This is a genomic window from Micromonospora sp. ANENR4 (assembly GCF_015354395.1).
GTDB classification, from domain to species: Bacteria; Actinomycetota; Actinomycetes; order Mycobacteriales; family Micromonosporaceae; genus Micromonospora; species Micromonospora aurantiaca.
The window spans coordinates 481,902-504,570 of the sequence record NZ_JADKYQ010000001.1 but is presented as its reverse complement, the minus strand read 5'-3'; the positions used below and the strand labels follow the sequence as shown (position 1 = coordinate 504,570).

The following is a 22,669-nucleotide window of genomic DNA, read 5'->3' as shown; positions in this document are numbered from 1 at the left end:
CGAGCAGCGGGGGAGGGGCATGGCGGACAACCGGTCCTCGGAGGGGTTCGGCCGCCGCCTGGACGAGCACGCCATCGACGCGGGCGCGGCCGAGCCGGAGCGACCCGACGGGCTGGTCGACAGCGGCGTCTACGTCGACGGCGTACGCCGGGCGTCGCCGGTGAGCCTCGCCGACACGTTCCGCTGCCTGCAACAGCTCGACGACGCGATGGCCTGGATCGGGCTGCGCCGGCCGGGCCGGGAGGAGGTGGCCTCGCTCGCCGCCGAGTTCCAGCTTCCCGACCTGGCCGTCGAGGACGCGATCAACGCCCACCAGCGTCCCAAGCTGGAACGCTACGGCGACACCCTGTTCGTGGTGCTGCGCGCCGCCCGCTACCTGGACGCCCGGGACGCGGTCGAGTTCGCCGAGCTGCACCTGTTCCTCGGCCCCGGTTTCGTGATCACCGTGCGGCACGGCGGCACGCCCGACCTGGCCGGCGTACGGCGGCGGCTGGAGGCCGAACCCGAGGTGCTCGCACTCGGCCCGGAAGCAGTGCTCTACGCCGTACTCGACCGGGTGGTGGACGGCTACGCGCCGGTGGTGGCCGGGCTGGAGAACGACATCGACGAGATCGAGACCGAGGTGTTCGGCGGCGACCCGAACGCCAGCCGCCGCATCTACGAGCTGAGCCGCGAGGTGATCCAGTTCCAGCGGGCCGCCCGGCCGCTGCTGAAGGTGGTCGACGCGCTCACGCACGGCTTCGACAGGTACGGCACTGACGAGGAGCTACGCCGCCGGCTGCGCGACGTGGCCGACCACCTGACCCAGGTGGTGGAGCGGGTGGACGGGTTCCGGCACCTGCTCCAGAACATCCTCACCGTCAACGCCACGCTGGTGTCGCAGGCGCAGAACGAGGAGATGCGCAGCCTGACCGCTGCCAGCTTCGAGCAGAACGAGGAGATCAAACGCGTCTCCGCGTGGGCGGCCATCCTGTTCGCGCCCACCCTGATCGGCACCGTCTACGGGATGAACTTCACCCACATGCCGGAGCTGGACTGGCGGTACGGCTACCTGTTCGCGGTCACCCTGATGCTTGCTGTCTGCGGCGCGCTCTACCTGCTGTTCAAGCGCCGCGGCTGGCTCTGAGCCAGGCCCGGCGCGTCTCGGCCCCGGCCGCCCGCCCTCGGTGATCCACTAAAGTGTCCGGGTGGCTACCCCCCGTCGTGCGTGCGTCGTCCGGCTCCGGCCCTCCGGAGGGGAACGCTGATCGGGGACACGGTTCCGGCACCGCGCGGCGGGCGACGGACCAGTGACGGAAAGCGTGGGCTGGCCGGCCACTGTGCCCGGATCGTCGCGTCCCGGCCGTTCGAGGTGGCCATCGTGGTGCTCATCATGGCCAACGGCGTGGTGCTGGGCATCGAGACGTACCCGAACCTCGGCGCGGCCGGGCCGGTGCTGCGGTGGACGGAGTGGATGTTCCGGGCGGTCTTCGTCGTGGAGATCACCATCCGGGTGCTCGCGTACGGCCGCCGCCCGCAGGACTTCTTCCGGCACGGCTGGAACGTCTTCGACCTGCTGGTGACAGCGGCCATATTCGTCCCGGGCCTGCACGGCGACTCGGCGGTGCTGCGGTTCATCCGGGTCGCCCGGGTACTGCGCCTGGTGCGCTTCTCACCCGGCCTGCGGACCATCGTCGCGGCGCTGTGGCGCAGCCTCCCAGGTGTCGCGGGTTTCCTCGCGCTCGCCGCCGTCACGCTCTACGTGTACGGCATGGCCGGCTGGCTGATCTTCGGCGACCGCTACCCCGAGCAGTACGGCGACATCGGCCGTTCGCTCGTCACGCTGTTCGTGCTGCTGTCCCTGGAGACGCTGCCGGACCTGCTGGAACAGGGTCTGGAGGTGTCGCCGTGGACGCTGCTCTACTACGTCAGCTTCGTGATGATCGCGGTGAACCTCCTGCTGAACATCCTCATCGCCGTCATCGTCAACTCGATGGAGGAGGCGCGCCGGCTGGAGATGACCGAGGGGCTGGCGTCCGACTACGACTCCGACGGGGACGGGATTCCGGACGAGGTGGACCGGATCGCGATCAGCCAGCGCCTGGACGACCTGCGCATGGTGATCGCCGAGCTGGAGCGGGAACTGCGCATCGACAGGGAGGAGCCGCCCGGCGCGCCGCGCCGCCGGCAGCCCTCGGACCACTGATCAGAGACGGTCATGACAGTTCCGTGACGAAAGCGGTTCCCGGGTTTGACCGACTGGTTGATCGGGGCAACCAGGCTGACGCCAACACATTTGAGGGAAGGGACGCCTCTCGTGGAGATCACGGGCTTCTTCACCGCGCTCATCATCGGTCTCATCATCGGTGCGCTCGGGCGCCTGGTGGTGCCGGGCAAGCAGAACATCCCGATCTGGCTGACCCTGCTCATCGGTGTGGTCGCCGCGTTCGTCGGCACGCTGGTGGCCGGCGCGTTCGGCGTCGACGACACCCCCGGCATCGACTGGATCGAGCTGGCGCTCCAGGTCGGCTTCGCCGCCATCGGTGTCGCCGTCTTCGCCGGCCTCTACGGCCGCCGCCGCATCTGAGGCACCCGACGGGGCCGCTTCCGCACGTCGCGGAAGCGGCCCCGTCGTGTCACTCCCGCCAGCCGGTCAGCTCGACGCCCTTCGCCAGCTCCACCCGGAAGCCCAGGGCGATCTCGCCGCTCTCACCCGGCGCCGGCGACAGCCGCCAGATCAGCTCGCCCAGCTCCGTACGCTCGGCCGGTGGCGGCGTCAGCGTCGTCTCGCGTACCACCACCGACTCGTCCCGGGACACCGGCAGCTGATCCCGCACCTCCACAGTGGCCGGGCGGGACGTGTGGTTCGCCACAGTGATCCGGTACTCCACCTCCCGCCGCCGCGTCGACCCGAGCGTGGCCTTGCTCTCGGTGCGCCGGGACAGCTTCCGCTCCACCCGCACCCGGTCGTCCACCCCGAGCGCCAGCTCGGTCTCCTCGCCCGGCGCCCATGTCTTCAGCCGCGTCGCCGCCACGAAGTCGGCACCGTGGAAGACCGACGCCGGGCCGGGCAGCAGCGTGTGGTCCGACGTGTTGCGGACCGTGGCCCGCAGGTGCGCCTCGGCGGCGCGTACCGGCACGCTCACGTGGTCCAGCCGGGCCGGCAGCTCCAGCACCGCGATCGTCACCCGGTGCGCGCTGCCGTCCGCCGGCACCGCCACCGGCCGCGCGGGCCGGTAGGTGGCCGCCGTCACGCCCTGCTCCACCTCGGCGACGCTCTCCCGCACCGGCGGCGCCGCGGCCCGCGCCGCGCGGGGACGGCCCGCCGCCAGCGCCGCGCCGGGCGCCGGGGGCGGCACCGTGCCGCCGAACGACGCGGTCGACACGGCCATCGGCGGCTCCGGCCGGAACCGGTCGAGATACCAGGGCGACAATTCGGGTACGCCGCTCGCCGCCGCCGGGCGGGCGGTGGAGAGCTGGAGTTCGCACTCCGGCCAGTCCTCCCCGGTGCCCTGGCTGACCAGCCCGAACCAGGTGACGGTCATGGTGTCCTCGACCAGCCGCAGGTCGTATGAGGGCGTCCAGCGGGCGCCGTCCACCAGGTACGTCAGCTCCAGCTCCACCTCGGTCTCGTCGGCGTCCACCGAGACGGACACCTCGGCGGCCAGCCGGTCCGGCTCCCGCTTGCCGCGCGCCGCGTCCAGCTCCCGGTCGACGGCGGCCAGCTCCTCCGCCAGCTCGGCGCGCCGCCGGGCCAGCCCGCGCCGCCGGGCCCGCGACTCGGCGAGCTGACCGGCCACCGAGTCGGTGAAGGCCGCGACGTCAGCCGGGGCCGCGTCGCCCGCGGCCAGCGCCCGGGCGTACGTGCCACCCGCCCGCTCGGCCAGCCGGGTGAGGAAATCGCCGCGCTGGTCCTCGATCGCGTCGGTGTCACCGACCTCGGCCAGCTCGTCGGACAGGTCGCGCCGCCGCCGTTCCAGCTCGACGACCTGGGCGTCGGTGCTGCGGGCCTGCCGCCACGCGGCCATGTCCACCCCGAGCACCGTCACCGCGCCCCGGCCACCCACCCGGATCGAGTCCCGGCGCAGGCCCAGCGGGAGCGGGGCGACGCGTACCCGGTGGTCGCCGGCGGTCAGCCGGACGCGGCCGCGGCGGGTGACCCGGGCGCGGTCCGGGTAGACGGTCACGCCGACGACAGGCGCATCGATCTCCAGAGTGTCCACGGCGGCGAGGGTAGTTCAGCCGCGCCCGCGGCAGGGCTACCGCAGATGGAGCCGCTCGTCGACGGCGACAGCGGCCAGGTCGCGCGCGGTGAACGGCAGCGGTGACGCGGGCGCCTGTCTGTCGTACGCGCCCTGCGCGACGAAGACCACCACGCCGTCGGGGTGGCGGTAGGCGGCCCACTGGTCGAACCGGTCGTCCGCGCCGGGCCGGACCACCACGCCCACAGTCGCGTCGCCGATCGTCACCGGCTGGCACTCGCCCCCCATGCCCCAGAACTCGCGCGCCAGGGCACACGGCTCGGACGGCAGCAGGTTGCCCGCGGTGTGCACCTCGGTGAGCAGGCGCCCCTTCCACGTCCCCTTCGCCACGTCGACCGAGGCCAGGTAGCTCCACAGCTCGACGCCGTCTGCCCGTCCGGTGAAGTCAGCCTGATGGGTGCCCAGCGTCTCCTTCCCGGTCTCGGTGGAGACGGTCTTCTCGGCGGTGTACCCGTCGGGCACCACTGTGACGAGCCGGTCGAGCAGCAGGGCGGCCTGGTCGTACCGGGTGCCCGCCCGCGCGGTCCGGTCCTCCTGCGGCAGGCCGTCGGGCCCGGTCGGCATCGGCTCGGCGCTCGTGTCCGCCGACGGCGGCGGGGCGGCCTGCGGCAGCGCGGCCGGCGGGCGCCGGTCGCCGCCGCCCGGGCTGGCGAGGGCCACGACACCCACGACGGCGAGTACGGCCGTCGCCGACCCGGCGCACGCCTGGACGGCCCGGCGCCGGTTGCGCGCCCGCCGAGCGGTCCGGAGCATGGCGTCCGTGCTCGGTCGCGGTGGCGCGGCGACGCCGAGCATCTCGTCGCGAAGCGCCTCGCGCAGCTGGTCTCCGTTCATCGTTGCCCCTTCTCGCTCGATGAGTGCATGGGTGACAGGAGGCCGCGCAACGTGTCCAGTCCGCGGGCGGACTGGCTCTTCACCGTTCCCGGCGAGCAGTTCAGCAGCGCCGCCACCTCGTCGATCGGCAGGTCCTCCCAGTAGCGGAGGACCAGGACGGCCCGCTGCCGGGGCGGTACGGCGGCGAGCGCCTGGAGCAGCACGAGCCGGTCCTCGTGCGGACTCGCCGGCACCGGCGGATCGGCGTCGGGCGTGCCCACCCGTTCCCGCCGCCACCAGCCCCGCCGCCGTTCGTCGAGGAAGGACCGGACGATGATCTGGCGCAGGTAGGAGTCGAGCGCCTCGTGCCGGGCGATCCGGTTCCAGACCAGGTACAGCTTGGTGAACCCGGTCTGGACCAGGTCCTCCGCGCGGTGCCAGTCGCCGCAGAGCAGATACGCGGTGGCGCGCATGGCGTGGTGCCTCGCCGAGAAGTACTCCGCGAACGCCGTGTCGCGATCACTCATTCGGACCTCCGATCGAATTCGGGATAGTCACGCCATGTGTGGCTCCCGGGGTTGCTCAGAGGACGCGGCGAATCTGCGCCGCCGCCGGTCAGCCGCGGAAACCGCGTGCGAGCAACCGGAGCCCTCCGGGTACGTCGGCGGTGGCGACGGCGCCGTAGCCGAGCACCAGACCGGCCGGGCCGGGCGGCCCCGCCTGGTAGCCGGCGATCTCGCGTACGGTGACGCCGGCCTCGGCCGCCCGTGCGACGACAGTCGGCAGGTCGACGCCGGCGTCCGGGCGCAGGCGCGCGCACAGGTGCAGGCCCGCCGTGGACGGCACCGGGTCGAGCCAGCCGGCGAGGTCGGAGCGCAGCGCGGCGTCGATCAGGTCGCGCCGCTCGGCGTACACCCGGGTCGCCTTGCGGATGTGCCGGGCCAGCTCGCCGGAGCCGATGAACCGGGCCAGTGCGGCCTGCGTGGTGTGGTCGCCGTGCCAGTCGGTGAGCTGCCGGGCGGCCAGCAGCGCCGGGCGCAGCGAGGCGGGGGCGACCAGGAACCCGAGGCGCAGCATGGGCAGCAGCGTCTTGGAGAACGTGCCGACGTAGACCACCTTCCCGGCCCGGTCCAGCGTCTGCAGCGGGTCCAGCGGGCGCGCCGAGAAGCGGAACTCGGTGTCGTAGTCGTCCTCGACGATCACCGCGTCCCGGGTCGCCGCCCAGTCCAGCAGCGCCGCCCGGCGGGCCGGGGACATCCGGACGCCCAGCGGGAACTGGTGCGACGGGGTGACGTAGACCAGCCGCGCGTCGCCTGGTAGCGCGCGTACGTCGATGCCCTCGTCGTCGACCGGTACCGGCACGACCCGCGCGCCGTGGCCGGCGAACAGCCACCGGGCCGGGGGATAGCCGGGGTCCTCGACGGCCACCCGGTCGCCCGGCTCGAGCATCACCCGGGCGATCAGGTCCAGCGCCTGCTGCGCGCCGTGGGTGACGACGACGTCGTCGGGCCCGGCGAGTACCGCGCGGGCGAGACCTACGTACCGGGCGACGGCGCTACGGAGGCCCCGGTGCCCGGCCGGGTCGGCGTAGCCGCCCCGGATCGTCGCGGTACGCAGTTCCCCGGCGACCAGTCGCCGCCAGGTGGCCAGCGGGAACAGCCCGGTGTCAGGGGTGCCGGCCCGGAAGTCGTGTCCCGGGCGGGGCGCGGCGGTGGGCGCCGGCTCGGCGGACGCCCAGAACGCGCGGGGGCGTACCCCACCGGCCGGCGCGGGACGGGGCCGGGCGCGGGCGATCGGCTCGTCGGCGACGAACGTCCCCGCGCCGACCCGGGCGGTGAGCAGCCCCTCGGCGGTCAGCCGCTCGTAGGCGACGGCGACCGTGTTGCGGGAGACGCCGAGGCGCCGGGCCAGTTCGCGGGTGGGTGGCAGCCGTTCCCCGGGCCGCAGCCGGCCGTCCAGGATCGCCTCCAGCAACTGCCTGTGGATCCGGGTGGCGCGGTCGCCGGGACCGGCCAGGCTGACGTGGACGTCCACGGCGACGACACTACATTGGCCCAATCGAATCGCCTGGAATCGGCGCTTCTGCGAGCCAATCCGCAGGTCTTGGATGAAGGAAGGAGCATGACGAACGGGGGACGAGCAATGACCGATGTCGACACCGGCCGCCGGGTCCGGGTGCTGGCCCTGGCCCAGCTCGCGAACTCGGTGGGTGACGGCGCGTTCTACGCCTGCTCGGCGCTGTTCTTCATCCGGGTGGTCGGGTTGTCCCCGGCGCAGGTCGGGATCGCCCTCACCGTGGGCTGGTCGACGGGCATCCTCGCCGGGGTGCCCGCCGGCCAGCTGGCAGACCGCTACGGCGCGCGGCGGATGACAGTCGTCTTCGCCGTCGCCACCGCCGCCGCACTCAGCGGCTTCCTCGTGATCCGTTCCTTCCCGCTGTTCGTGCTGCTCGCCTGTTGCTACGCCGCCTGCCAGGCCGGGCTCACCGCCAGCCGGCAGGCGCTGCTGGTCGGGCTGATCGAGCCCGCGCGGCGCACCGCGGTACGGGCCCGGTTGCAGTCGGTCTCGAACGCCGGCCTGGCCGCCGGGGCCGGGCTGGGCGCGCTCGTGCTCTGGGCGGACAGCCGCCCGGCGTATCTGTCCGCCTTCGCGCTCGACGCGGCGAGCTTCCTGGCCGCGGCCCTGCTGGTGCGCCGGCTGCCCGAGGCGGCGGCGCCGGTCCCGGCCGGACCCGAGCCGGGACGGCTGGCCGTGCTGCGCGACCGCCCGTACGCGCTGATCACCCTGCTGAACGCGGTGATGTGCCTGAACATGCCGCTGCTCAGCCTGGCGTTGCCACTGTGGATCGCGGAACGGACCGACGCCCCGGCGCCGATGGGCGCGATCGTGCTCACCGTGAACATGCTGTGCGTGGTGCTGTGGCAGGTCCGGGTGGCCCGCCGGGTGACCGATCCCGGCACGGCGGCGCGGGCCAGCGGGCACGCCGGTTGGGTCCTGCTTGTCGCCTGCGGCGCGTACGCGGTCTCCGGGGTGGTCGGCGGCGCGTGGGTGGCCTCGGCGGTGCTGCTGGGCGCGGCACTGGTGCAGGTGTTCGGCGAGATGGTGCAGGCGGCCAGCGGCTGGGAGGTCGGCTTCACCCTGGCCCGCCCCGACCGGCAGGGGCAGTACCAGGGCTTCTTCGGCATGGCGCCGCAGTTGGCCCGGATGCTCGGCCCGGTGCTGCTGACCTCGCTGCTGCTCGGCTGGGGCACGCCGGGCTGGCTGGTGCTCGGCGGGCTGTTCGTGGTCGCGGGCCTGGCCATGCGTCCGGCGGTACGCCTCGCCGAGCGCCGCCGGGCCGCCACCGAGGTGTGGATTCCCGCTCCGGCACTGGGCTCGACCGGCACTGAGGTGTCCTCCACCACGTCGCGGCGAGGCCGCTGAGCCGTTGCGCACCTACGGGAGGCGATCAGGGCGGATTTCTGGCACGGTGGGTAGAAGTGAGATGCCTTCTGCGGCGCGGTTGAGGGGGAGTGGTGGAGTTCTCGGTGGCGACCAGGCAGGGGCGCGTCGGCCCGGTGATCGAGGTCGCCGGCGATCTGGACATGGCCAGCGCGCCTCAGCTGCGTGACCGGCTGCTCGATGTGGTGGAGGCCGGTGCGCGGACGGTGGTCGTCGACCTGACCCAGGTCGGGTTCGTGGATTCCAGCGGCCTGGGCGCACTGGTGCTCGTCTACAAGAACCTGCGGGAGCGCGACGGCTGGCTCGGTCTGGCCGTCGTCCGCCAGTCGATCCGCAACGTCTTCTCGATCACCTCGGTGGACCGTGTCATCCCGCTCTTCGGCACCGTGCGGGACGCCGAGGACGGCTCACCGGCGGCGGTGCGCTGAGCGCTCCTCGTCGGGACTGACGCGAGTGGTGTCGGCGCCGGCGGTGCTGCGCCGCGGCCCGTGGCCGCCGTACCAGTCGACGACGAGCAGCGTGGCGTCGTCGGTCAGCGCCGGCCCGGCGGCTGCCAGCACCGCGTCGGACAGCGCGCGGACCGCCTCGCGGGGATGCAGGTGGGTGAGGCTGAGCAGCGCCCCGGGCAGGTCCAGGTCGGCAGCGTTGCGTTCGCGCATGCCGTCGGTGACCATCACCAGCCGGTCGCCGGGCAGCAGGGCCAGCTCTCCGCTGCGGTAGCTCTCGCCGGGGAACATGCCGAGCGGGAAGTTGCCGGGCAACTCCACGGGTAGAACCTGGCCGTCCCGGACCAGCAGCGGTGGGACGTGTCCCGCGTTCAGCAGCTCACAGCGGCCGGTGGTGAGGTCGATGCGGCCCAGTACGGCGGTGACGTACGCGCCGCGTACGTTCGCGTGCTCCGCGACGGCCCGGTTGGCCTCCTCGGCCTGGGCGATCAGGCTGCCGCCGCGCCGGCGGGTGTTGCGCAGGCTGCCCACGCCGAGGGTGGCGGTGAGCGCGCTCGCCACGCCGTGGCCCATCGCGTCGGTGACGCTGAGGTGCAGCAGATTCCGCGCGAGGCTGTAGTCGAAGGTGTCCCCGCCGACGCTGGCGGCGGGTTCCAGCCAGCCGGAGAGGGTGAAGGCGCCGCCCTCGCAGGTGAACGAGGCGGGCAGCAGACGGCGCTGGATCTCGGCGGAGAGGCTGAACGGGGTGGTCCGCTGTCCCCACTCGAACAGGTCGGTGTGCCGGCGGTTGGCGATGACCACGAACGCCAGCGCGTGCGCGGTACGGGCTACCCAGTTCACCACGTCGTCGTCCGGCTCGTCGGGCAGGTCGATCTCCAGCAGGCCGATCGCCTCTCCGCGGTCGGTGACCGGTGCCAGCACGGTCCACGTGCCGTCGCCGGGGACGACCTCGGGGGCCTGCTGCCGGAGGGCGCGTTCGTAGGGTCCGCCGTCGAAGGGGAGGACCTCGGCGTCCTCCTCGCCGTGGCGCCGGCCGGGACCGCCACGGGCCGGCTGGTGGGTCAGCCGGACCAGCGCACGGCCGCTGAGGTCGGCGATCAGCAGCGAGACGCCGCGCGCGTTCAGCGTCGTGGCGATGACGCCGGTGACGGCCTCGACCGCCTCCACCGGGGCGGCGTCCTCGGCCGACTGCAGCATCCCGGCCAGCACCGCCTGCTCGCTGTCCTCCACGCTCTGAGCATATTCAGCGCGCCGGGTGGCCGCCTCACGAGCGGACGCCCGAGCCCGGAGGGCCGTCCGCCGTCGATGGCTCCCTATTGCATATGCTTGGCAACTACCGAATAGTGGCAGAAGTGGGCGGGCGCTCGGGCACCCGGTGATCTGATCTTCGCCGGAGCGCCCGCCCGCTACCTAGGACGAGTTCGAGGGGTTGCCGGTGGCGATCAAGCCCAAGCCCGTACGCGTGGCCGCGGCACTCGCCGCCCTGCTCGCCGTTGCCGGCTGCTCGTCGCCGACGGCCTCGACCGGACGGACGGGCAGCGCCGGCACGCTGGTGGTCGCCACAGCGGGCGAGCCGGACACGCTCAACCCGGTGCTCAACTACGGCGTCGACGGCGCGTCGCTGATCTTCGACGGGCTGGTCGCCCGGGACGCCCGCAACGAACTGGCGCCCGCCCTGGCCCGCGAGCTGCCCACCGTCTCGGCGGACGGGAAGACGGTCACCGCGAAGCTGCGCGAGGGCGTGCTGTTCCACGACGGCGGCCCGCTGACCGCCCAGGACGTGGTGTTCACCTACCAGGCGGTGCTCGACCCGAGAGTCGACTCCACGCTGCGCTCCGATCTGGACATGCTCGCCTCCGTCACCGCGCCCGACCCGGCGACTGTCGTGTTCACCCTGAAGTACGCGTACGCGCCGTTCCTGCAACGGCTGGCGCTGGGGATCGTCCCGGCGAAGGCGTTCGCCGGGCAGGACGTCAACAAGGCCGCGTTCAACCGCAAGCCGGTCGGCACCGGCCCGTACCGGTTCACCTCCTGGACCCCTGGTGACCGGCTGTTGCTCGCGGCGAACGAGACGTACTGGGACGGCAAACCGGCGAACTCCGGCGTGGTGGTGGCGTTCGTCGCCGACGACAACGTCCGGGCCCAGCGGATGCGCGCCGGCGAGTTCGACGCGGCGGAGCTGGCGCCGAAGCTCGCCTCCGGGTTCGAGAACCGGAACGGCTACCGGGTGCACCGGGTGCCGACCGCCGACTACCGGGGCGTCATGCTGCCGATGGGCAACCCGGTCACCGGCGACCTCGCGATCCGGCGGGCGCTGAACGTCGCCGTGGACCGGCAGGCGATGGTGACGGGGGTGCTCGGCGGTGCGGGCGAGCCCGCGTTCGGGCCGGTGCCGCCCACGTCGGAATACGCCGAGTCGTCGATCACCGGCCGGCCCGCCGCCGACACCGCCGCGGCGACCGCCGCGCTGGACGCCGCCGGGTGGAAGCCCGGCCCGGACGGCATCCGCGTCAAGGACGGGCGGCAGGCCGCGTTCGCGCTCATGTACCCGGCCACCGACAGCCTGCGCAAGGAACTCGCGCTGGCCGTCACCGCCGACGCGAAGAAGGTCGGCATCAAAGTCACGCCGGAGGGGCTGACCTGGGACGCGATCACCCCGCGGATGAAGAACGACGCCCTGATCATGGGCTACGGCACCCCGTACGACCCGGACTTCGTCTCCTACAAGCTGTTCAGCTCGGCCTTCGCCGGGCAGGGCTTCTTCAACCCCGGCTCGTACCGGTCCACTGTCACCGACGCCGCGCTGCAGGACGGCCGGGACAGCGCCGACCCGGCCGTCCGCAAGGCCGCGTACGCCACGTTCCAGAAGCAGCTCGCCGCCGACGTGCCGTGGGTGTTCCTCACCTACCTCCAGCACACCTACGTGCTGAAGGACGCCGTGACCGGGGTGACGCCGCGGGTGGAGCCGCACGAGCACGACGTCGCCAACAGCATCTGGTGGAACGTGCACACCTGGACGAAGAAGCGGTGACGGCAGCCGTGACCGGCCGGCGACGGCTGGCCGGGGCGGGCACTGTGATCCGCCGGCGGCTGCTGGTCGCCGTACCGGTGCTCGCCGCCACCAGCATGGGCATGTTCGCCCTCGGCGCCGCCTCCCCGATCGACCCGGCCCAGCAGTACGCGGGCGCGGCGGCGTTCACCACGAGCGAGGAGAACCTCGCGCAGATCCGCGCCAACTGGGGTGTCGACGATCCGCTGCCGGTGCAGTACGCCCGCTGGATCGGCAACCTGCTGCGCGGCGACCTGGGCTGGTCGACCAGCCGGCACGAGCCGGTCACGTCCGTGCTGGCGGCCCGGGCCGGCTGGACGCTGCTGCTCGTCGGCACCGCGCTCGCCCTGGTGCTGGTGGCGAGCGTCCTGCTGGGCACGCTCGCCGCGTACCGCCGTGGTGGCTGGTTCGACAGGGCGCTGCGCGCCGTCGCGTACGCCGTGCAGTCCATGCCGGTGTTCTGGATCGGCCTCGCGGCGATCGCCGTGTTCGCGCTCAGCCTCGGCTGGCTGCCCGCCGGCGGGCTCACCGACATCACCGCCACCGGTACCGACCCGGCCGACGTGGCCCGGCACCTGGTGCTCCCGGTGACGGTGCTGGCGATCTCCCAGGCGCCGTGGTTCGTGCTGTTCGTCCGCGACGCGGTCGCCGAGAGTCTGCGCGACGACCACGTCCTGGCCGCCCGCGCCCGGGGGCTTCCGGGCCGGGTCGTCCTGTTCGGACACGCGCTGCGGACCGCGTTGCTGCCGTTCCTCACCCTGGTCGGCACGCACCTGCCCGAACTCGTCGGCGGCGCGGTCCTGGTGGAGACCGTGTTCTCCCTGCCCGGCCTCGGTGCGGTCACCGTCGAGGCCGCGCTGGGCGCCGACTTCCCACTGCTCGCGGCCACGACCCTGGTCACCACCGTCGTGGTGCTGACCGCGAACCTCCTCACCGACCTCGCCTACGCCGCCGCCGACCCCCGGGTACGCCTCGATGACTGACCTCGCCCTTCCCGCGCGCGTCCGGCGCCTGCGCCGAACCGGCGGCATCGGCACGACTGCCGCCGTCGTCGTGCTCGCCGGTGTGGTCGCCGCCGCGCTGCTCGCCCCGCTCCTGTGGCCGCTGGACCAGAGCGCCGTCGACCTCTCCCGTACCCGCCTCGCGCCCTCGCCGGAGCACCTGGCCGGCACCGACGACCTCGGCCGCGACGTGGCGTTGCGCAGCCTCTACGGCCTGCGCGTCTCGCTGCTCGTCGGCGCGGTCGCCGCGCTCGTCGCAGCGGTCATCGGCGGCCTGGTCGGCGCCGTCGCCGGCAGCGTCGGCGGCTGGGTCGACCGGGCGCTCATGCGCGTCGTGGACACCGTCGCCGCGCTGCCGCACCTGCTGCTGGGCATCTTCATCGTGGCGATGCTGCGCCCCAGCCTCGGGGCGGTGATCGCATCCATCGCGCTGACGCACTGGCTGTCCACCGCCCGGATCGTGCGGTCGGAACTGCTCAGCCTGCGCAACCGGCCGTTCGTGGACGCCGCGATCTCCGGCGGTGCCGGGCGCATTCGGGTGCTCACCCGGCACCTGCTGCCGCACGTGCTGCCGCGCCTGGCGCTGGCGACCACGCTCATGGTGCCGCACGCCGTCTGGCACGAGACCGCGCTGTCGTTCCTCGGCCTGGGCCTGCCGCCGCACCTCGCCTCGATCGGCAACATGATCAACGACGGGCAGCGGTCGCTGCTCACCGGCGCCTGGTGGGCCAGCATCGTCCCCGGCCTCCTGCTCGTGGCGGCCACGCTGGCGCTCGCCGTGCTCACCGGCCGGTGGCGTGACCGCCTCGACCCGCGCGTACGGGCGGAGCTGCAGCTGTGACCGCCCCGGCGCTGCTGACCGTCGACGGGCTGACCGTCCGCTTCCGGCTGCGCGACGCGCTCGTGCACGCCGTCACCGACCTGAGCCTCACGCTGCGGCCCGGCGAGCTGCTCGCGGTGGTCGGCGAGTCCGGGTGCGGCAAGTCCGTCCTCGCGCACGCCCTGCTCGGCCTGCTGCCGCGCAACGCCGCAGTCACCGGGCAGGCCCGCCTGCACGCGCCGGGACGCGAGGCTGTCGACCTGATCGGCGCGGGGGAGCGGCACCTCGCCCGGCACGTACGCGGCCGGGGCGTCGGCCTGGTCCCGCAGAGCCCCGCCACCGCGCTCACCCCGGTGCGTACCGGGCGGAAGCTGCTGGAGGAGACGCTGCGCGCGCACGGGCACACCCGCCGCGACGCGCCGGCCGCCGCCGACCGGATCGCCGCCGACGTCGGTCTCGACCCGGCCGACCTGGACCGGTACCCGCACGAGCTGTCCGGCGGCATGGCCCAGCGGCTCGCCACCGCGCTGGCTCTCGCACCGGACCCGCCGGTGCTGCTCGCCGACGAACCCACCACCGGCCTGGACCGGCCGCTCGTCGACCACACGCTGGACCTGCTGCGCCGCCGCTGCGACACCGGCGCGGCCGTCCTGCTCATCACGCACGACCTGGCCGCCGCGCGCCGCGTCGCGGACACCGTCGCGGTGATGTACGCCAGCCGCATCGTCGAGCACCGCCCGGCCGAGGGGCTGTTCGACGACCCGGCCCACCCGTACACCGCCGGGCTGCTCGACGCGCTGCCGGACCGCGCGTTCGTGCCGGTGCCCGGGCACCCGCCGGCGCTCACCGACCTGCCCGGCGGCTGCGCCTTCGCCCCGCGCTGCGTCCGCGCCACCGACACCTGCGCGACAGTGCCCCGCCTGGCCGCCGACGGCGCGGGCTCGGTCGCCTGTCACCACCCGCGCCGCGAGGAGGTACCGGCATGACGCTCACGGTTCCGGGCGCGACCGATGCCGCCGCCCCGGGCGCCGCGCCGGCCGCCGGGCTCGCCGCGTACCAGGTCTCCGTCGCGTACGGCGGGCGGGGCGTCCTCGACCGGGTCGAACTGCACATCGCCCCGGGCGAGACGGTCGGGCTGCGCGGCCCCTCGGGCAGCGGCAAGTCCACTCTCGCCCGTGTCCTCGCCCTGCTGCACGCCCCGGACGGCGGTCACGTCACGATCGACGGGAAACGGGTCGGCGGCGTCCGCCACCGCCTGCCGGCGGAACTGCGCACCCGTGTCGCGATCCTGTTCCAGAGCCCGCGTGCCGCCACCGACCCGCGGCTCAGCCTCGCCGACATCGTCGCTGAGCCGCTACGTGCCACCGGCACACCGCGTGAGCAGGCGGCGGCCCGCGCGGCGGAGCTGGCCGACCTGGTCGGACTGACGCCCGACCTGCTGACCCGCCGCCCGCACGCGGTGAGCGACGGGCAACTGCAACGCGCCTGCCTGGCCCGCGCCCTGGTCCACCGGCCGGACTACCTGCTCTGCGACGAGGCCACCGCGATGCTCGACGCCTCCACCCAGGCGCACGTCGCCGCCGTCGTCGGCGACTACCAGCGCCGGCAGGGCGCCGGGGTCCTGGTCATCACCCACGACCCGGCGCTGATGGCCCGCTGGGCCACTCGGGTGGTGGACCTGCCGGCGGCGTGACCTCGCGTCACTCCTGCACCGGGCGGCGTACGGTGCCCAGCGCCCCGGCGACGACGGCCCCGAATCCGGTCGCCATGAGCGGCATCCCCATCTCGAACGGCAGCTCACCGACCCAGTTGATGCTGTCGCGTTCCGGCAGCGCGCCCAGGCTCACCGCGACCACCGCACCGGCGAGGAACATCCCGGCCACCGCCGCCCCGACCGCGAGCTTGGCGCACGCCACGCTCCGCCCGGCCCAGAGGCCGGCGAGGAGGGCGATCACCAGGGACACCACGACCAGCCAGGTCCAGCCGCCCTCGGTCTCCAGGTAGGCCCAGCCCGAGTACGACCACTGGTGCAGGCGGCTGGCGCGGAACCACGGGATCAGGTAGCCGAGCAGCGCGGTGGCGCTGCCGACCGTGAGCAGCACGTCGGGGGCCGGGCGGTACCAGCGAGGGGAGTCGTCCATGCGTCCGGAAGGTAGCAGTCAGAGCTGTCCGCACGCACGGCCGGCGACGTCGGGCCGCGCGCGGTCGCGCGCGGCCCGGAGTGGTCAGCACCAGCCGTTTATCGGCCCGTTGACGCCGGTGGACAGGTAGGCGTCGGACACCCAGCTGCCGTCGCTGAGCCGGTCCCACAACGCGGTGGTGCCGTACCGGCCGGTGTGCGAGGTGCCGTTGGCGGAGCAGGAGACGGTGACCGTGGCGCCGTCCGCGAGCGATCCGAGGACGCCGTACCCCGTTCCGGGACCGGAGCGCCGGGTCAGCGTGCCGCCGCCGTTGGCGTCGACGACTCCCTGGTTGAAGCCGAGCGCGCCGTAGTTGTAGACGGCGCCGCCCACGCCGGCGTAGGCGGATCCGTGCCGGGCGCCACCCTGGTACTCGCCGGCGCCGCTGACGAAGTCCCACTTGCCGATGCCGTGCCCGGCGATCGGGACGTAGACCGAGTTCTGCCGCAGCCCGAAGTGCACGTGCCGGCCGGTGGCGGAGCCGCCGCAGGTGACGTCGGTGCCGGTGTAACCGAGGTAGGCGCCCTGCCCGACGGCGGCGCCGTTTACGGAGATGCTGCTCCACAGGTGGTAGTAGTCGGTCGAGTAGCCCCGGTCGTGGATGACCCGGATCCACCCGGTGCACATCGTGTACGCCGTTCCGGCCCGCGCGGCTCGGACCACCTGGTCGCCGCCGGCGAGGTCGACGGAACTCCACGGCGCGCCGCCGCCCCAGCCGTGCGGCCCGCCGGTGAGCGTCCACGTCTGCCCGACCGCGAACGGCAGGGCCATGCCGGTCCGGAAGTCGCTCCCCGCGTACATGGGGGCGACGGGCGCGGTGAACACCGCCTTCTCGTCCTTGTTCACCAGCGGTGACGCGGCGGCCAGGTCACCGAACGACGCCTCGCCGTCGAAGGCGACGGTCCAGCCCTTGCCGTCGGCCCGCGCGAGGAAGACCGACCCGGTGGGGTGCGCGTCGGCGGACCGGTCCGCCAGCAGCACCGCGGTACCGAAGGCCCATCCGCCGCTCGCCCGGGTGACGGTGACCCGGGTCCGCTGCGGCCCGGCGGTCCGGGTCGCGGCGTCGGCCTGGCCGAGGAGTTTCGCGGTCACCGCTTCGGTGACGGGCGCGGGTGCCGGGCGGGGCGCGGCCGAGGCCGGGGCCGGTACCACGGCCCCGGCGCCGATCGCCGCCAGCGTGAAGGAGAGCACGAGCCGTCGCATGGGGCCTCCTATCGACAAGCATCACTGAATGGCGAGGCTATCGAAGGGCATGAAAATTGTCTACGAGTTCCGCCTGCTTCGGTGAAGGATCTGTGCGTCGAGGCGCACCTGGAAGCGGATCTTCAAACGGCGCGGGTTTATTCGCCGCCGGCCGGGTAGCTGAGCGGTATGCGAGTACCGACCCTGGTCAAGACCGCGGCGGCGGTCACCGCGACCGCCGCCGCGGGCGCCGCCGCCACCTCCACCGGCACCTCGTCGCGCTGGTACCGCCGCCTGCGCAAGCCTGCCTGGCAGCCGCCGTCGGCCGCGTTCCCAGTGGTCTGGACCCCGCTGTACGGGCTGATCGCGGTCGCCGGTGCGCGGGCGCTGGACCGCTCCGAAGGGTCCGAGCGTGCCGCCTTCGCCCGCGGCTACGCGCTCAACCTGGCGCTCAACGCCGGCTGGACCGCCCTGTTCTTCGGCGCCCGCAGGCCCGGCGCCGCGCTGGCCGAGATCGCCGCGCTCAACGCGTCAAACCTGGTGCTGCTGCGCCGCGCGGCGCGCACCGACCGTCCCGCCGGAGCGGCGCTCGCACCGTACGTCGCGTGGACCCTCTTCGCCACCGCCCTCAACGGCGCGATCGTCGGCCTCAACCGGGGACGGTGACCGGATCAGGCCGGGTCGACGTCAGCGGACGCCGGGCGGGTCGCGCGCCACGACGCCAGGAGTCGTAGCCGATCGGCGTCCGGACTGCCCGGCTCGGCGGTGAAGACGAGCACGACCGGGCCGGGATTGCCCGGCAGCGGATAGGTGTCCCAGTCCAGGACGATGTCGCCCAGTCCGGGCACCCGGAACGTCTTGGTGCCGCTGACCGAGGCGCGGACGTCGTGCCGTGCCCACAGCCGCCGGAACTCCGCGCTTCGGATGCTCAGCTCGCCGACGACAGCGGTGGCGCGGGGATGGGTCGGGTCGTCGGCGACGGCGGCGCGCATCATCCCGATGTAGTCCAGCGCCTGCCGCTCCCAGTCCGGGCAACTCCGTCCCCCGGTCAGCGCGTCGTCGAACAGCAGCAGGAGCATGTTGAGTCGGCCGGGCGGGAGGTCCGCCGGGTCACCGAGCAGCGCCTGCGCCATCGGGTTCCAGTCGAGCAGGTCCAGATGCCGGCCGAGGACGACAGCCGGGGTGTCCATCACCCGCAGCAGCCGCCGGGTGCCGTCCGGCACCCGCTCCGGACCGTGGTCGACGCGGGTCGGCATCGGCCGCCGGGCGGCCCGGGCCAGCGTGAACAGGTGCCGGCGTTCGGTGTCGTCGAGAGCGAGGGCGCCGGCGAGCGCGTCCAGGACGTCGTCCGAGGGGCGTACCTCCCGGCCCTGCTCCATCCGCTGGTAGTAGTCGGTGCTCAGCCCGGCCAGCAGGGCCAGCTCCTCCCGCCGCAGGCCGGTCACCTTGCGCCGCCCGCCCGGCTCCAGGCCGACGTCGCGCGGACGCAGTCGGCCACGTCGGGCGCGGAGGAAGGCGCCCAGCTCGCGTGCGTACGGATGCCTGCTGCTCATGCCGCCAGTCTGCCGCGACGCCGCCCGCCCAGGGTAGGTCCCGCGGACCTAGGCAACCGCGAACGACCGAGACCGCCCGGATCGCTCCTAGCGTCATCGCTGAACGCGACCGCCGGACCCGAGGAGTAGCAGATGACCGGATGGACCACCGACCGCATCCCCGACCAGCGCGGCCGGGTCGCCGTCGTGACCGGCGCGAACTCGGGCCTCGGCCTGGTCACCGCCACCGAACTGGCCCGCCGCGGCGCCCACGTCGTACTGGCCGTGCGGAACACCGCCGCCGGCCGGGAGGCCGCCCGCCGCATGGGCGGCGACACCGAGGTACGCGAGCTGGACCTGGCCCGCCTCGAATCGGTACGCGCGTTCGCCGCGAAGCTGACCGCCGACCACCCGACGATCGACCTCCTCGTCAACAACGCCGGTGTGGTGCTGCTCGGCCCGCGCCGCACCTCCGCCGACGGCTTCGAGCTGCAGTTCGCCACGAACATGCTGGGCCCCTATGCGCTGACCGGCCTGCTGCTGGACGCGCTCGCCGGGGCGCGGGCGCCGCGGGTGGTGAGCCTCAGCTCCCTCACCCACCGCAACGCACGGCTCGACTTCGACGACCTGATGTCCGAGCGCGACTACCGGGCCTCTGCCGCGTACGGCCGATCGAAGCTCGCCACCACTGTCTTCGGCGTCGAACTGAATCGCCGCCTGCGCGCGGCCGGGTCGCCTGTGGTCAGCGCGCTGGCGCATCCCGGTCTCACCCGCAGCAACCTCACGCCGCGCGCCTGGGAACACCGCGGCCGGCTCGGCCGGATGATCGGGCGGCTCGGATCGCTCGCCACCCAGCCGGTCGAGCGGGGCGTCCTGCCGCAGTTGCGGGCCGCGACCGACCCGGAGGTACGCGGCGGCCAGTTCTTCGGTCCGTCCCGGTTCTTCGAGACCTGGGGTCCGGTCACCGAGGCGCGGCTCAGCCGGCAGGCCGCCGACCCGGCCGTGGGCGAGCGCCTCTGGGCTGCGGCGGCGGAGCTGACCGGTGTTCGTTACCTGTGAACCGGCGGTGCGCAACGACGGGGGCGAGTGGGATTTTGCACTCCCAGTGCACTTGTCTGGAGTTTCGCGTCTGCCTAGCGTCAGGCCATGGCTGACTCGTGGACGTTCGCTGTGGCCCGTGCCGACCTCTCCCGCACCACGCTCGCCGACGGCGCGGTGCCCGCCCTCGCCGACGGGGAGGCGCTGCTGCGCGTGGACCGGGTCGGCCTGACCGCCAACAACGTGACGTACGCGGTGCTCGGCGAGGCGATGCGCTACTGGGAGTTCTTCCCGCCCGAGCCGCGTGGGCTGGACCGGCAGTGGGGGCTGCCGCCGCTGTGGGGCTTCGCCGAGGTGGTTGCATCCACAGTGTCGGGAGTCGAGCCGGGCCGGCGAGTCTACGGCTACCTGCCGCCCGCCGGTCACCTGGTGGTACGCCCCGACCGGGTGGACGAGTCCGGATTCCGCGACGCCAGCACGCACCGGGCCGGCCTGCCCTCGCCGTACAACGCCTACCGGTCCACCGACGGCGACCCCGCGTACCGGGCGGAGCAGGAGGACCTGCTCATCCTGTTCCGGCCGCTGTTCTTCACCTCGTTCATGCTCGCCGACCAGGTGATCGACGAGAACGCCTACGGTGCGCGGTCGCTCGTGCTGTCGTCCGCTTCGAGCAAGACGGCGTACGCCACAGCGTTCGAACTGCACGGCCGCGGCCCACGCCTGATCGGGCTCACCTCGCGGGGCAACCTCGCCTTCACCAGGTCGCTCGGCTGCTACGACGAGGTCCTCTCCTACGACGACATCGGCACGCTCGACGCCGTACCGACCGTCTACCTCGACCTGTCCGGCTCACCCACTACCCGCGCCGCCCTGCGCGCGCACCTCGGCGGCCTGCTGGTCCGGGACATCGCCGTCGGCCTCACCCAGCAGACACCCAACGCGGGTGCCGCCGGGGAGGTCTTCTTCGCGCCGGTGCGCATCCGCAAGCGGAGCCAGGACTGGGGTCGCGACGGCCTCGACGAGCGGTTCGCCGACGCCTGGCAGCGGTTCTCCCAGGTGGTGAGCGGATGGCTCGACGTGCGGGTCGGCACCGGTCCGGAGGCGCTGCGGGACGCGTGGCTCGACGTCCTCGCGGGCCGTACGCCACCCCGGGTCGGCCACGTCGTCCAGCTCTGAGCACGTCGCCGATTCCGGCCGTGGTGCGCCCGTCCGGCCGATGCGCGCTAGGCTGACGACGCGGGGTACCGATGACTGATCGCCACCGCTTGCTTCTCCCACGGTTTCCCAGCCGCGACGACTGAGTCGAGCGCTGCCGTGCAGATTCCCTTGGAGCACCTCGTGCCCGACAACACGTTCGCCCTGAACCCCTTCCGTGTGGAGGGGGTCGGTGCCACAGACGACGAGCGCGGTCCGATCGCGGACGTCAGCGTCGAATCCATGACCCGTCTGCGGAGCCCGTTCGCCGCGGCGCAGCCCGCTCGTGAGCCGGCCGGCGCGCCCGACGGACGCTAGGCCGTCAGCAGGGCGTGACGGCCCCGGCCGCGGCGCACCGATCTCCCCGAGGGTGCCGCCGGGCGCGGTCGAGTGGTCAGCGATTGACGTAGGCGGCCAGGCCGCCGAGTTCCTCGTTGGCGATGAAGACCGAACGCACGTTGATGATTGCCTCCTCGACGTGGAGCGGGCAGCCCCATGCCGAGTCGCCCCACGAGTCAGCGATCTTGATCTCGGCGGGTGCTGTGCAGCCGTCGCCGCCGCCGAGCTGACACCGCTCGGGGCGCGGAGTGGCGGCCTGCGCGGCTGCGGCGGCGCGCAGCCGGGCGGTGAGTTCCGCAGCCGCGGCGGCGCGCTGCTCCGCCTCGGCCCGTAGTTCCCGCTCCGCCCGCACCACCCGGGCCAGCTCGTCGTGGGCGGCCCGGGCGCGGGCGTCCGCGTCGGCCTTCGCCTGTTCGATGTGGTGGCGTTCGATGGCCAGGGCGGCGGTGCCGGTGAAGACCCGGGCGAGCGCCAGGTCGGCGTCGCGCGGGACACGCGGGGTGCGGTGGTACATGGCGAACGTGCCGAGCAGGCTGCCATCGCGGGCGAGGATCGGCGTGGACCAGCAGGCGGCCAGCCCGGCCCGCTCGGCCAGGTCGCGGAAGTCGGCCCAGAACGGGTCGGTGGCGATGTCGGTGACGATGACCGGTTCCCGCCGATGCGCGGCGGTGCCGCACGAGCCGACACCTTCGCCGGTGGCGATCCCGTCGATGGCCTGGTTGTAGAAGTCGGGCAGGCTGGGCGCGGCGCCGTGGCGCAGGTGCCGGCCGTCGGCGTCGGCGAGCAGGACGGAGGCGAGCACCTCCTGGGGCGCGAGGTTCTCGATGCAGCGGGCCATCCCGTCGAGCACCTCGGCCAGCGGCGCCTGCCGGGCGATCTGCTCCAGCATCGCGCGGTGCTCGGCCATCAGCCGTTGCGCGTGCTTGACCTGCGTGGTCTCCACCCCGATCACGCGGATCCCGGTCACCGTGCCGTCGGCGTCGCGGCGCGCCTCGTAGGTGAAGTCGAAGAACGCCTCCCGCGCCTGCGACCCGGTGCCGAGCATGATCCGGGCGTCGTGGCCGGTGTACGACTCGCCCGTGCGGTAGACCTCGTCCAGCAGGGCGATGAAGCCCTGGCCGTCCAGTTCCGGCATCAACTCGGCGAGGGCGACCCCGGTACGGGCGCGTTCCTCGCCGATGGCGGCGAAGAACGCCGGGTTCGCCGCCTCCACCACGTGCGTCGGCCCGGCAAGCGCCGCGAACACGGCGATGGACTGCCCGAACAGCGCCCGTAGATCCTCGTCGGCGGGCTGCCCGGCGACCGACGAGCTCGCCTGCTGGCCCGGTAGCGCCGTCATGCCTGGTCTTCCTCCCACGCCTGCCTCGTCGATCGCTGCCACATTACGGGCCAG

General features: G+C 73.7%; 22 protein-coding genes. 13 read left to right on the top strand and 9 right to left on the bottom strand.

Annotated elements, in window-relative coordinates:
- The first annotated feature begins 19 nt into the window (after positions 1 to 19).
- The 3 genes from IRY44_RS02435 to IRY44_RS02425 all read left to right on the top strand — a co-directional run bounded on the left by IRY44_RS02435 (position 20) and on the right by IRY44_RS02425 (position 2,566).
- Entirely contained in the window at positions 20 to 1,126 is a 1,107-nt protein-coding gene (locus tag IRY44_RS02435) for a magnesium and cobalt transport protein CorA (protein ID WP_194798823.1), read from the top strand.
- An 81-nt stretch (positions 1,127 to 1,207) separates the two neighbouring features.
- Positions 1,208 to 2,185 carry an ion transporter gene (locus tag IRY44_RS02430; protein WP_269696041.1) on the top strand — a complete coding sequence of 326 codons (978 nt, stop codon included), beginning with the start codon at positions 1,208 to 1,210 and terminating at the stop codon, positions 2,183 to 2,185.
- Between the two features lie 111 nt (positions 2,186 to 2,296).
- A complete protein-coding gene (locus IRY44_RS02425; RefSeq protein ID WP_174533488.1) occupies positions 2,297 to 2,566 on the top strand; it encodes a GlsB/YeaQ/YmgE family stress response membrane protein in 270 nt (89 codons plus the stop codon).
- Between the two features lie 49 nt (positions 2,567 to 2,615).
- Here the strand turns inward: IRY44_RS02425 and IRY44_RS02420 are convergent, their stop codons facing one another.
- The 4 genes from IRY44_RS02420 to IRY44_RS02405 all read right to left on the bottom strand — a co-directional run bounded on the left by IRY44_RS02420 (position 2,616) and on the right by IRY44_RS02405 (position 7,088).
- Positions 2,616 to 4,202: a mucoidy inhibitor MuiA family protein gene (locus IRY44_RS02420; protein WP_194798822.1), complete on the bottom strand. Its 1,587-nt coding sequence runs from the start codon at positions 4,200 to 4,202 to the stop codon at positions 2,616 to 2,618.
- 36 nt (positions 4,203 to 4,238) lie between these two features.
- Positions 4,239 to 5,075: a hypothetical protein gene (locus IRY44_RS02415; protein ID WP_194798821.1), complete on the bottom strand. Its 837-nt coding sequence runs from the start codon at positions 5,073 to 5,075 to the stop codon at positions 4,239 to 4,241.
- The gene (locus IRY44_RS02410; RefSeq protein WP_194798820.1) at positions 5,072 to 5,581 is read right to left on the bottom strand and encodes a SigE family RNA polymerase sigma factor; all 510 of its coding nucleotides are present in this window, start codon (positions 5,579 to 5,581) and stop codon (positions 5,072 to 5,074) included. The genes IRY44_RS02415 and IRY44_RS02410 overlap by 4 nt, the downstream gene beginning before the upstream one ends.
- A gap of 88 nt (positions 5,582 to 5,669) precedes the next feature.
- A complete protein-coding gene (locus IRY44_RS02405; protein WP_194798819.1) occupies positions 5,670 to 7,088 on the bottom strand; it encodes a PLP-dependent aminotransferase family protein in 1,419 nt (472 codons plus the stop codon).
- Between the two features lie 108 nt (positions 7,089 to 7,196).
- On the opposite strand from IRY44_RS02405, the gene IRY44_RS02400 reads away from it, so the two are divergent.
- Complete coding sequence (locus IRY44_RS02400) at positions 7,197 to 8,477, top strand: MFS transporter (protein ID WP_194798818.1); 1,281 nt, start codon at positions 7,197 to 7,199, stop codon at positions 8,475 to 8,477.
- A gap of 104 nt (positions 8,478 to 8,581) precedes the next feature.
- On the top strand, positions 8,582 to 8,923 hold the full coding sequence (locus IRY44_RS02395; RefSeq protein WP_269696046.1) for an STAS domain-containing protein: 342 nt from the start codon (positions 8,582 to 8,584) through the stop codon (positions 8,921 to 8,923).
- Here the strand turns inward: IRY44_RS02395 and IRY44_RS02390 are convergent.
- Positions 8,903 to 10,171, bottom strand: a complete 1,269-nt coding sequence (locus IRY44_RS02390; protein ID WP_194798816.1) for a PP2C family protein-serine/threonine phosphatase — start codon at positions 10,169 to 10,171, stop codon at positions 8,903 to 8,905. The genes IRY44_RS02395 and IRY44_RS02390 overlap by 21 nt on opposite strands.
- 205 nt (positions 10,172 to 10,376) lie before the next feature.
- Between IRY44_RS02390 and IRY44_RS02385 the strand changes: the two genes are divergently transcribed.
- The 5 genes from IRY44_RS02385 to IRY44_RS02365 are packed head-to-tail and all read left to right on the top strand — an operon-like array spanning position 10,377 to position 15,504.
- Positions 10,377 to 11,972, top strand: coding sequence for an ABC transporter substrate-binding protein (locus IRY44_RS02385; RefSeq protein ID WP_194798815.1), 1,596 nt, complete (start codon positions 10,377 to 10,379; stop codon positions 11,970 to 11,972).
- The gene (locus IRY44_RS02380; RefSeq protein ID WP_194798814.1) at positions 11,969 to 12,973 is read left to right on the top strand and encodes an ABC transporter permease; all 1,005 of its coding nucleotides are present in this window, start codon (positions 11,969 to 11,971) and stop codon (positions 12,971 to 12,973) included. The genes IRY44_RS02385 and IRY44_RS02380 overlap by 4 nt, the downstream gene beginning before the upstream one ends.
- Complete coding sequence (locus IRY44_RS02375) at positions 12,966 to 13,832, top strand: ABC transporter permease (RefSeq protein WP_194798813.1); 867 nt, start codon at positions 12,966 to 12,968, stop codon at positions 13,830 to 13,832. Before IRY44_RS02380 ends, IRY44_RS02375 begins: the two co-directional genes overlap by 8 nt.
- On the top strand, positions 13,829 to 14,797 hold the full coding sequence (locus IRY44_RS02370) for an ABC transporter ATP-binding protein (RefSeq protein ID WP_194798812.1): 969 nt from the start codon (positions 13,829 to 13,831) through the stop codon (positions 14,795 to 14,797). Before IRY44_RS02375 ends, IRY44_RS02370 begins: the two co-directional genes overlap by 4 nt.
- Positions 14,794 to 15,504 carry an ABC transporter ATP-binding protein gene (locus tag IRY44_RS02365; RefSeq protein WP_194798811.1) on the top strand — a complete coding sequence of 237 codons (711 nt, stop codon included), beginning with the start codon at positions 14,794 to 14,796 and terminating at the stop codon, positions 15,502 to 15,504. The genes IRY44_RS02370 and IRY44_RS02365 overlap by 4 nt, the downstream gene beginning before the upstream one ends.
- A 7-nt stretch (positions 15,505 to 15,511) precedes the next feature.
- Here the strand turns inward: IRY44_RS02365 and IRY44_RS02360 are convergent, their stop codons facing one another.
- On the bottom strand, positions 15,512 to 15,952 hold the full coding sequence (locus IRY44_RS02360; protein WP_194798810.1) for a hypothetical protein: 441 nt from the start codon (positions 15,950 to 15,952) through the stop codon (positions 15,512 to 15,514).
- 84 nt (positions 15,953 to 16,036) lie between these two features.
- Complete coding sequence (locus IRY44_RS02355; protein WP_194798809.1) at positions 16,037 to 17,194, bottom strand: peptidoglycan DD-metalloendopeptidase family protein; 1,158 nt, start codon at positions 17,192 to 17,194, stop codon at positions 16,037 to 16,039.
- A 168-nt stretch (positions 17,195 to 17,362) separates the two neighbouring features.
- Here IRY44_RS02355 and IRY44_RS02350 point away from each other — a divergent pair, with 168 nt between their 5' ends.
- On the top strand, positions 17,363 to 17,839 hold the full coding sequence (locus tag IRY44_RS02350) for a TspO/MBR family protein (RefSeq protein ID WP_194798808.1): 477 nt from the start codon (positions 17,363 to 17,365) through the stop codon (positions 17,837 to 17,839).
- A 5-nt stretch (positions 17,840 to 17,844) separates the two neighbouring features.
- Here the strand turns inward: IRY44_RS02350 and IRY44_RS02345 are convergent, their stop codons facing one another.
- Positions 17,845 to 18,726 carry a helix-turn-helix domain-containing protein gene (locus IRY44_RS02345; protein WP_194798807.1) on the bottom strand — a complete coding sequence of 294 codons (882 nt, stop codon included), beginning with the start codon at positions 18,724 to 18,726 and terminating at the stop codon, positions 17,845 to 17,847.
- A 132-nt stretch (positions 18,727 to 18,858) separates the two neighbouring features.
- Here IRY44_RS02345 and IRY44_RS02340 point away from each other — a divergent pair, with 132 nt between their 5' ends.
- Positions 18,859 to 19,764 carry an oxidoreductase gene (locus IRY44_RS02340; protein WP_194798806.1) on the top strand — a complete coding sequence of 302 codons (906 nt, stop codon included), beginning with the start codon at positions 18,859 to 18,861 and terminating at the stop codon, positions 19,762 to 19,764.
- Positions 19,765 to 19,851: 87 nt separating this feature from the next.
- Positions 19,852 to 20,919 (top strand): DUF2855 family protein, encoded by a 1,068-nt coding sequence (locus IRY44_RS02335; protein ID WP_194798805.1) that lies wholly within the window; start codon positions 19,852 to 19,854, stop codon positions 20,917 to 20,919.
- Between the two features lie 412 nt (positions 20,920 to 21,331).
- On the opposite strand, the gene IRY44_RS02330 is transcribed toward IRY44_RS02335, so the two are convergent.
- Positions 21,332 to 22,615, bottom strand: coding sequence for a GAF domain-containing protein (locus IRY44_RS02330; protein ID WP_194798804.1), 1,284 nt, complete (start codon positions 22,613 to 22,615; stop codon positions 21,332 to 21,334).
- Positions 22,616 to 22,669: the final 54 nt, after the last annotated feature.

Coding starts and splice junctions, on each gene's coding strand:
- IRY44_RS02335 (WP_194798805.1), top strand. CDS start 19,852: ATGGCTGACTCGTGGACGTTCGCTGTGGCCCGTGCCGACCTCTCCCGC.
- IRY44_RS02410 (WP_194798820.1), bottom strand. CDS start 5,581: ATGAGTGATCGCGACACGGCGTTCGCGGAGTACTTCTCGGCGAGGCAC.
- IRY44_RS02360 (WP_194798810.1), bottom strand. CDS start 15,952: ATGGACGACTCCCCTCGCTGGTACCGCCCGGCCCCCGACGTGCTGCTC.
- IRY44_RS02350 (WP_194798808.1), top strand. CDS start 17,363: ATGCGAGTACCGACCCTGGTCAAGACCGCGGCGGCGGTCACCGCGACC.
- IRY44_RS02435 (WP_194798823.1), top strand. CDS start 20: ATGGCGGACAACCGGTCCTCGGAGGGGTTCGGCCGCCGCCTGGACGAG.
- IRY44_RS02355 (WP_194798809.1), bottom strand. CDS start 17,194: ATGCGACGGCTCGTGCTCTCCTTCACGCTGGCGGCGATCGGCGCCGGG.
- IRY44_RS02400 (WP_194798818.1), top strand. CDS start 7,197: ATGACCGATGTCGACACCGGCCGCCGGGTCCGGGTGCTGGCCCTGGCC.
- IRY44_RS02340 (WP_194798806.1), top strand. CDS start 18,859: ATGACCGGATGGACCACCGACCGCATCCCCGACCAGCGCGGCCGGGTC.
- IRY44_RS02345 (WP_194798807.1), bottom strand. CDS start 18,726: ATGAGCAGCAGGCATCCGTACGCACGCGAGCTGGGCGCCTTCCTCCGC.
- IRY44_RS02365 (WP_194798811.1), top strand. CDS start 14,794: ATGACGCTCACGGTTCCGGGCGCGACCGATGCCGCCGCCCCGGGCGCC.
- IRY44_RS02330 (WP_194798804.1), bottom strand. CDS start 22,615: ATGACGGCGCTACCGGGCCAGCAGGCGAGCTCGTCGGTCGCCGGGCAG.
- IRY44_RS02375 (WP_194798813.1), top strand. CDS start 12,966: ATGACTGACCTCGCCCTTCCCGCGCGCGTCCGGCGCCTGCGCCGAACC.
- IRY44_RS02415 (WP_194798821.1), bottom strand. CDS start 5,075: ATGAACGGAGACCAGCTGCGCGAGGCGCTTCGCGACGAGATGCTCGGC.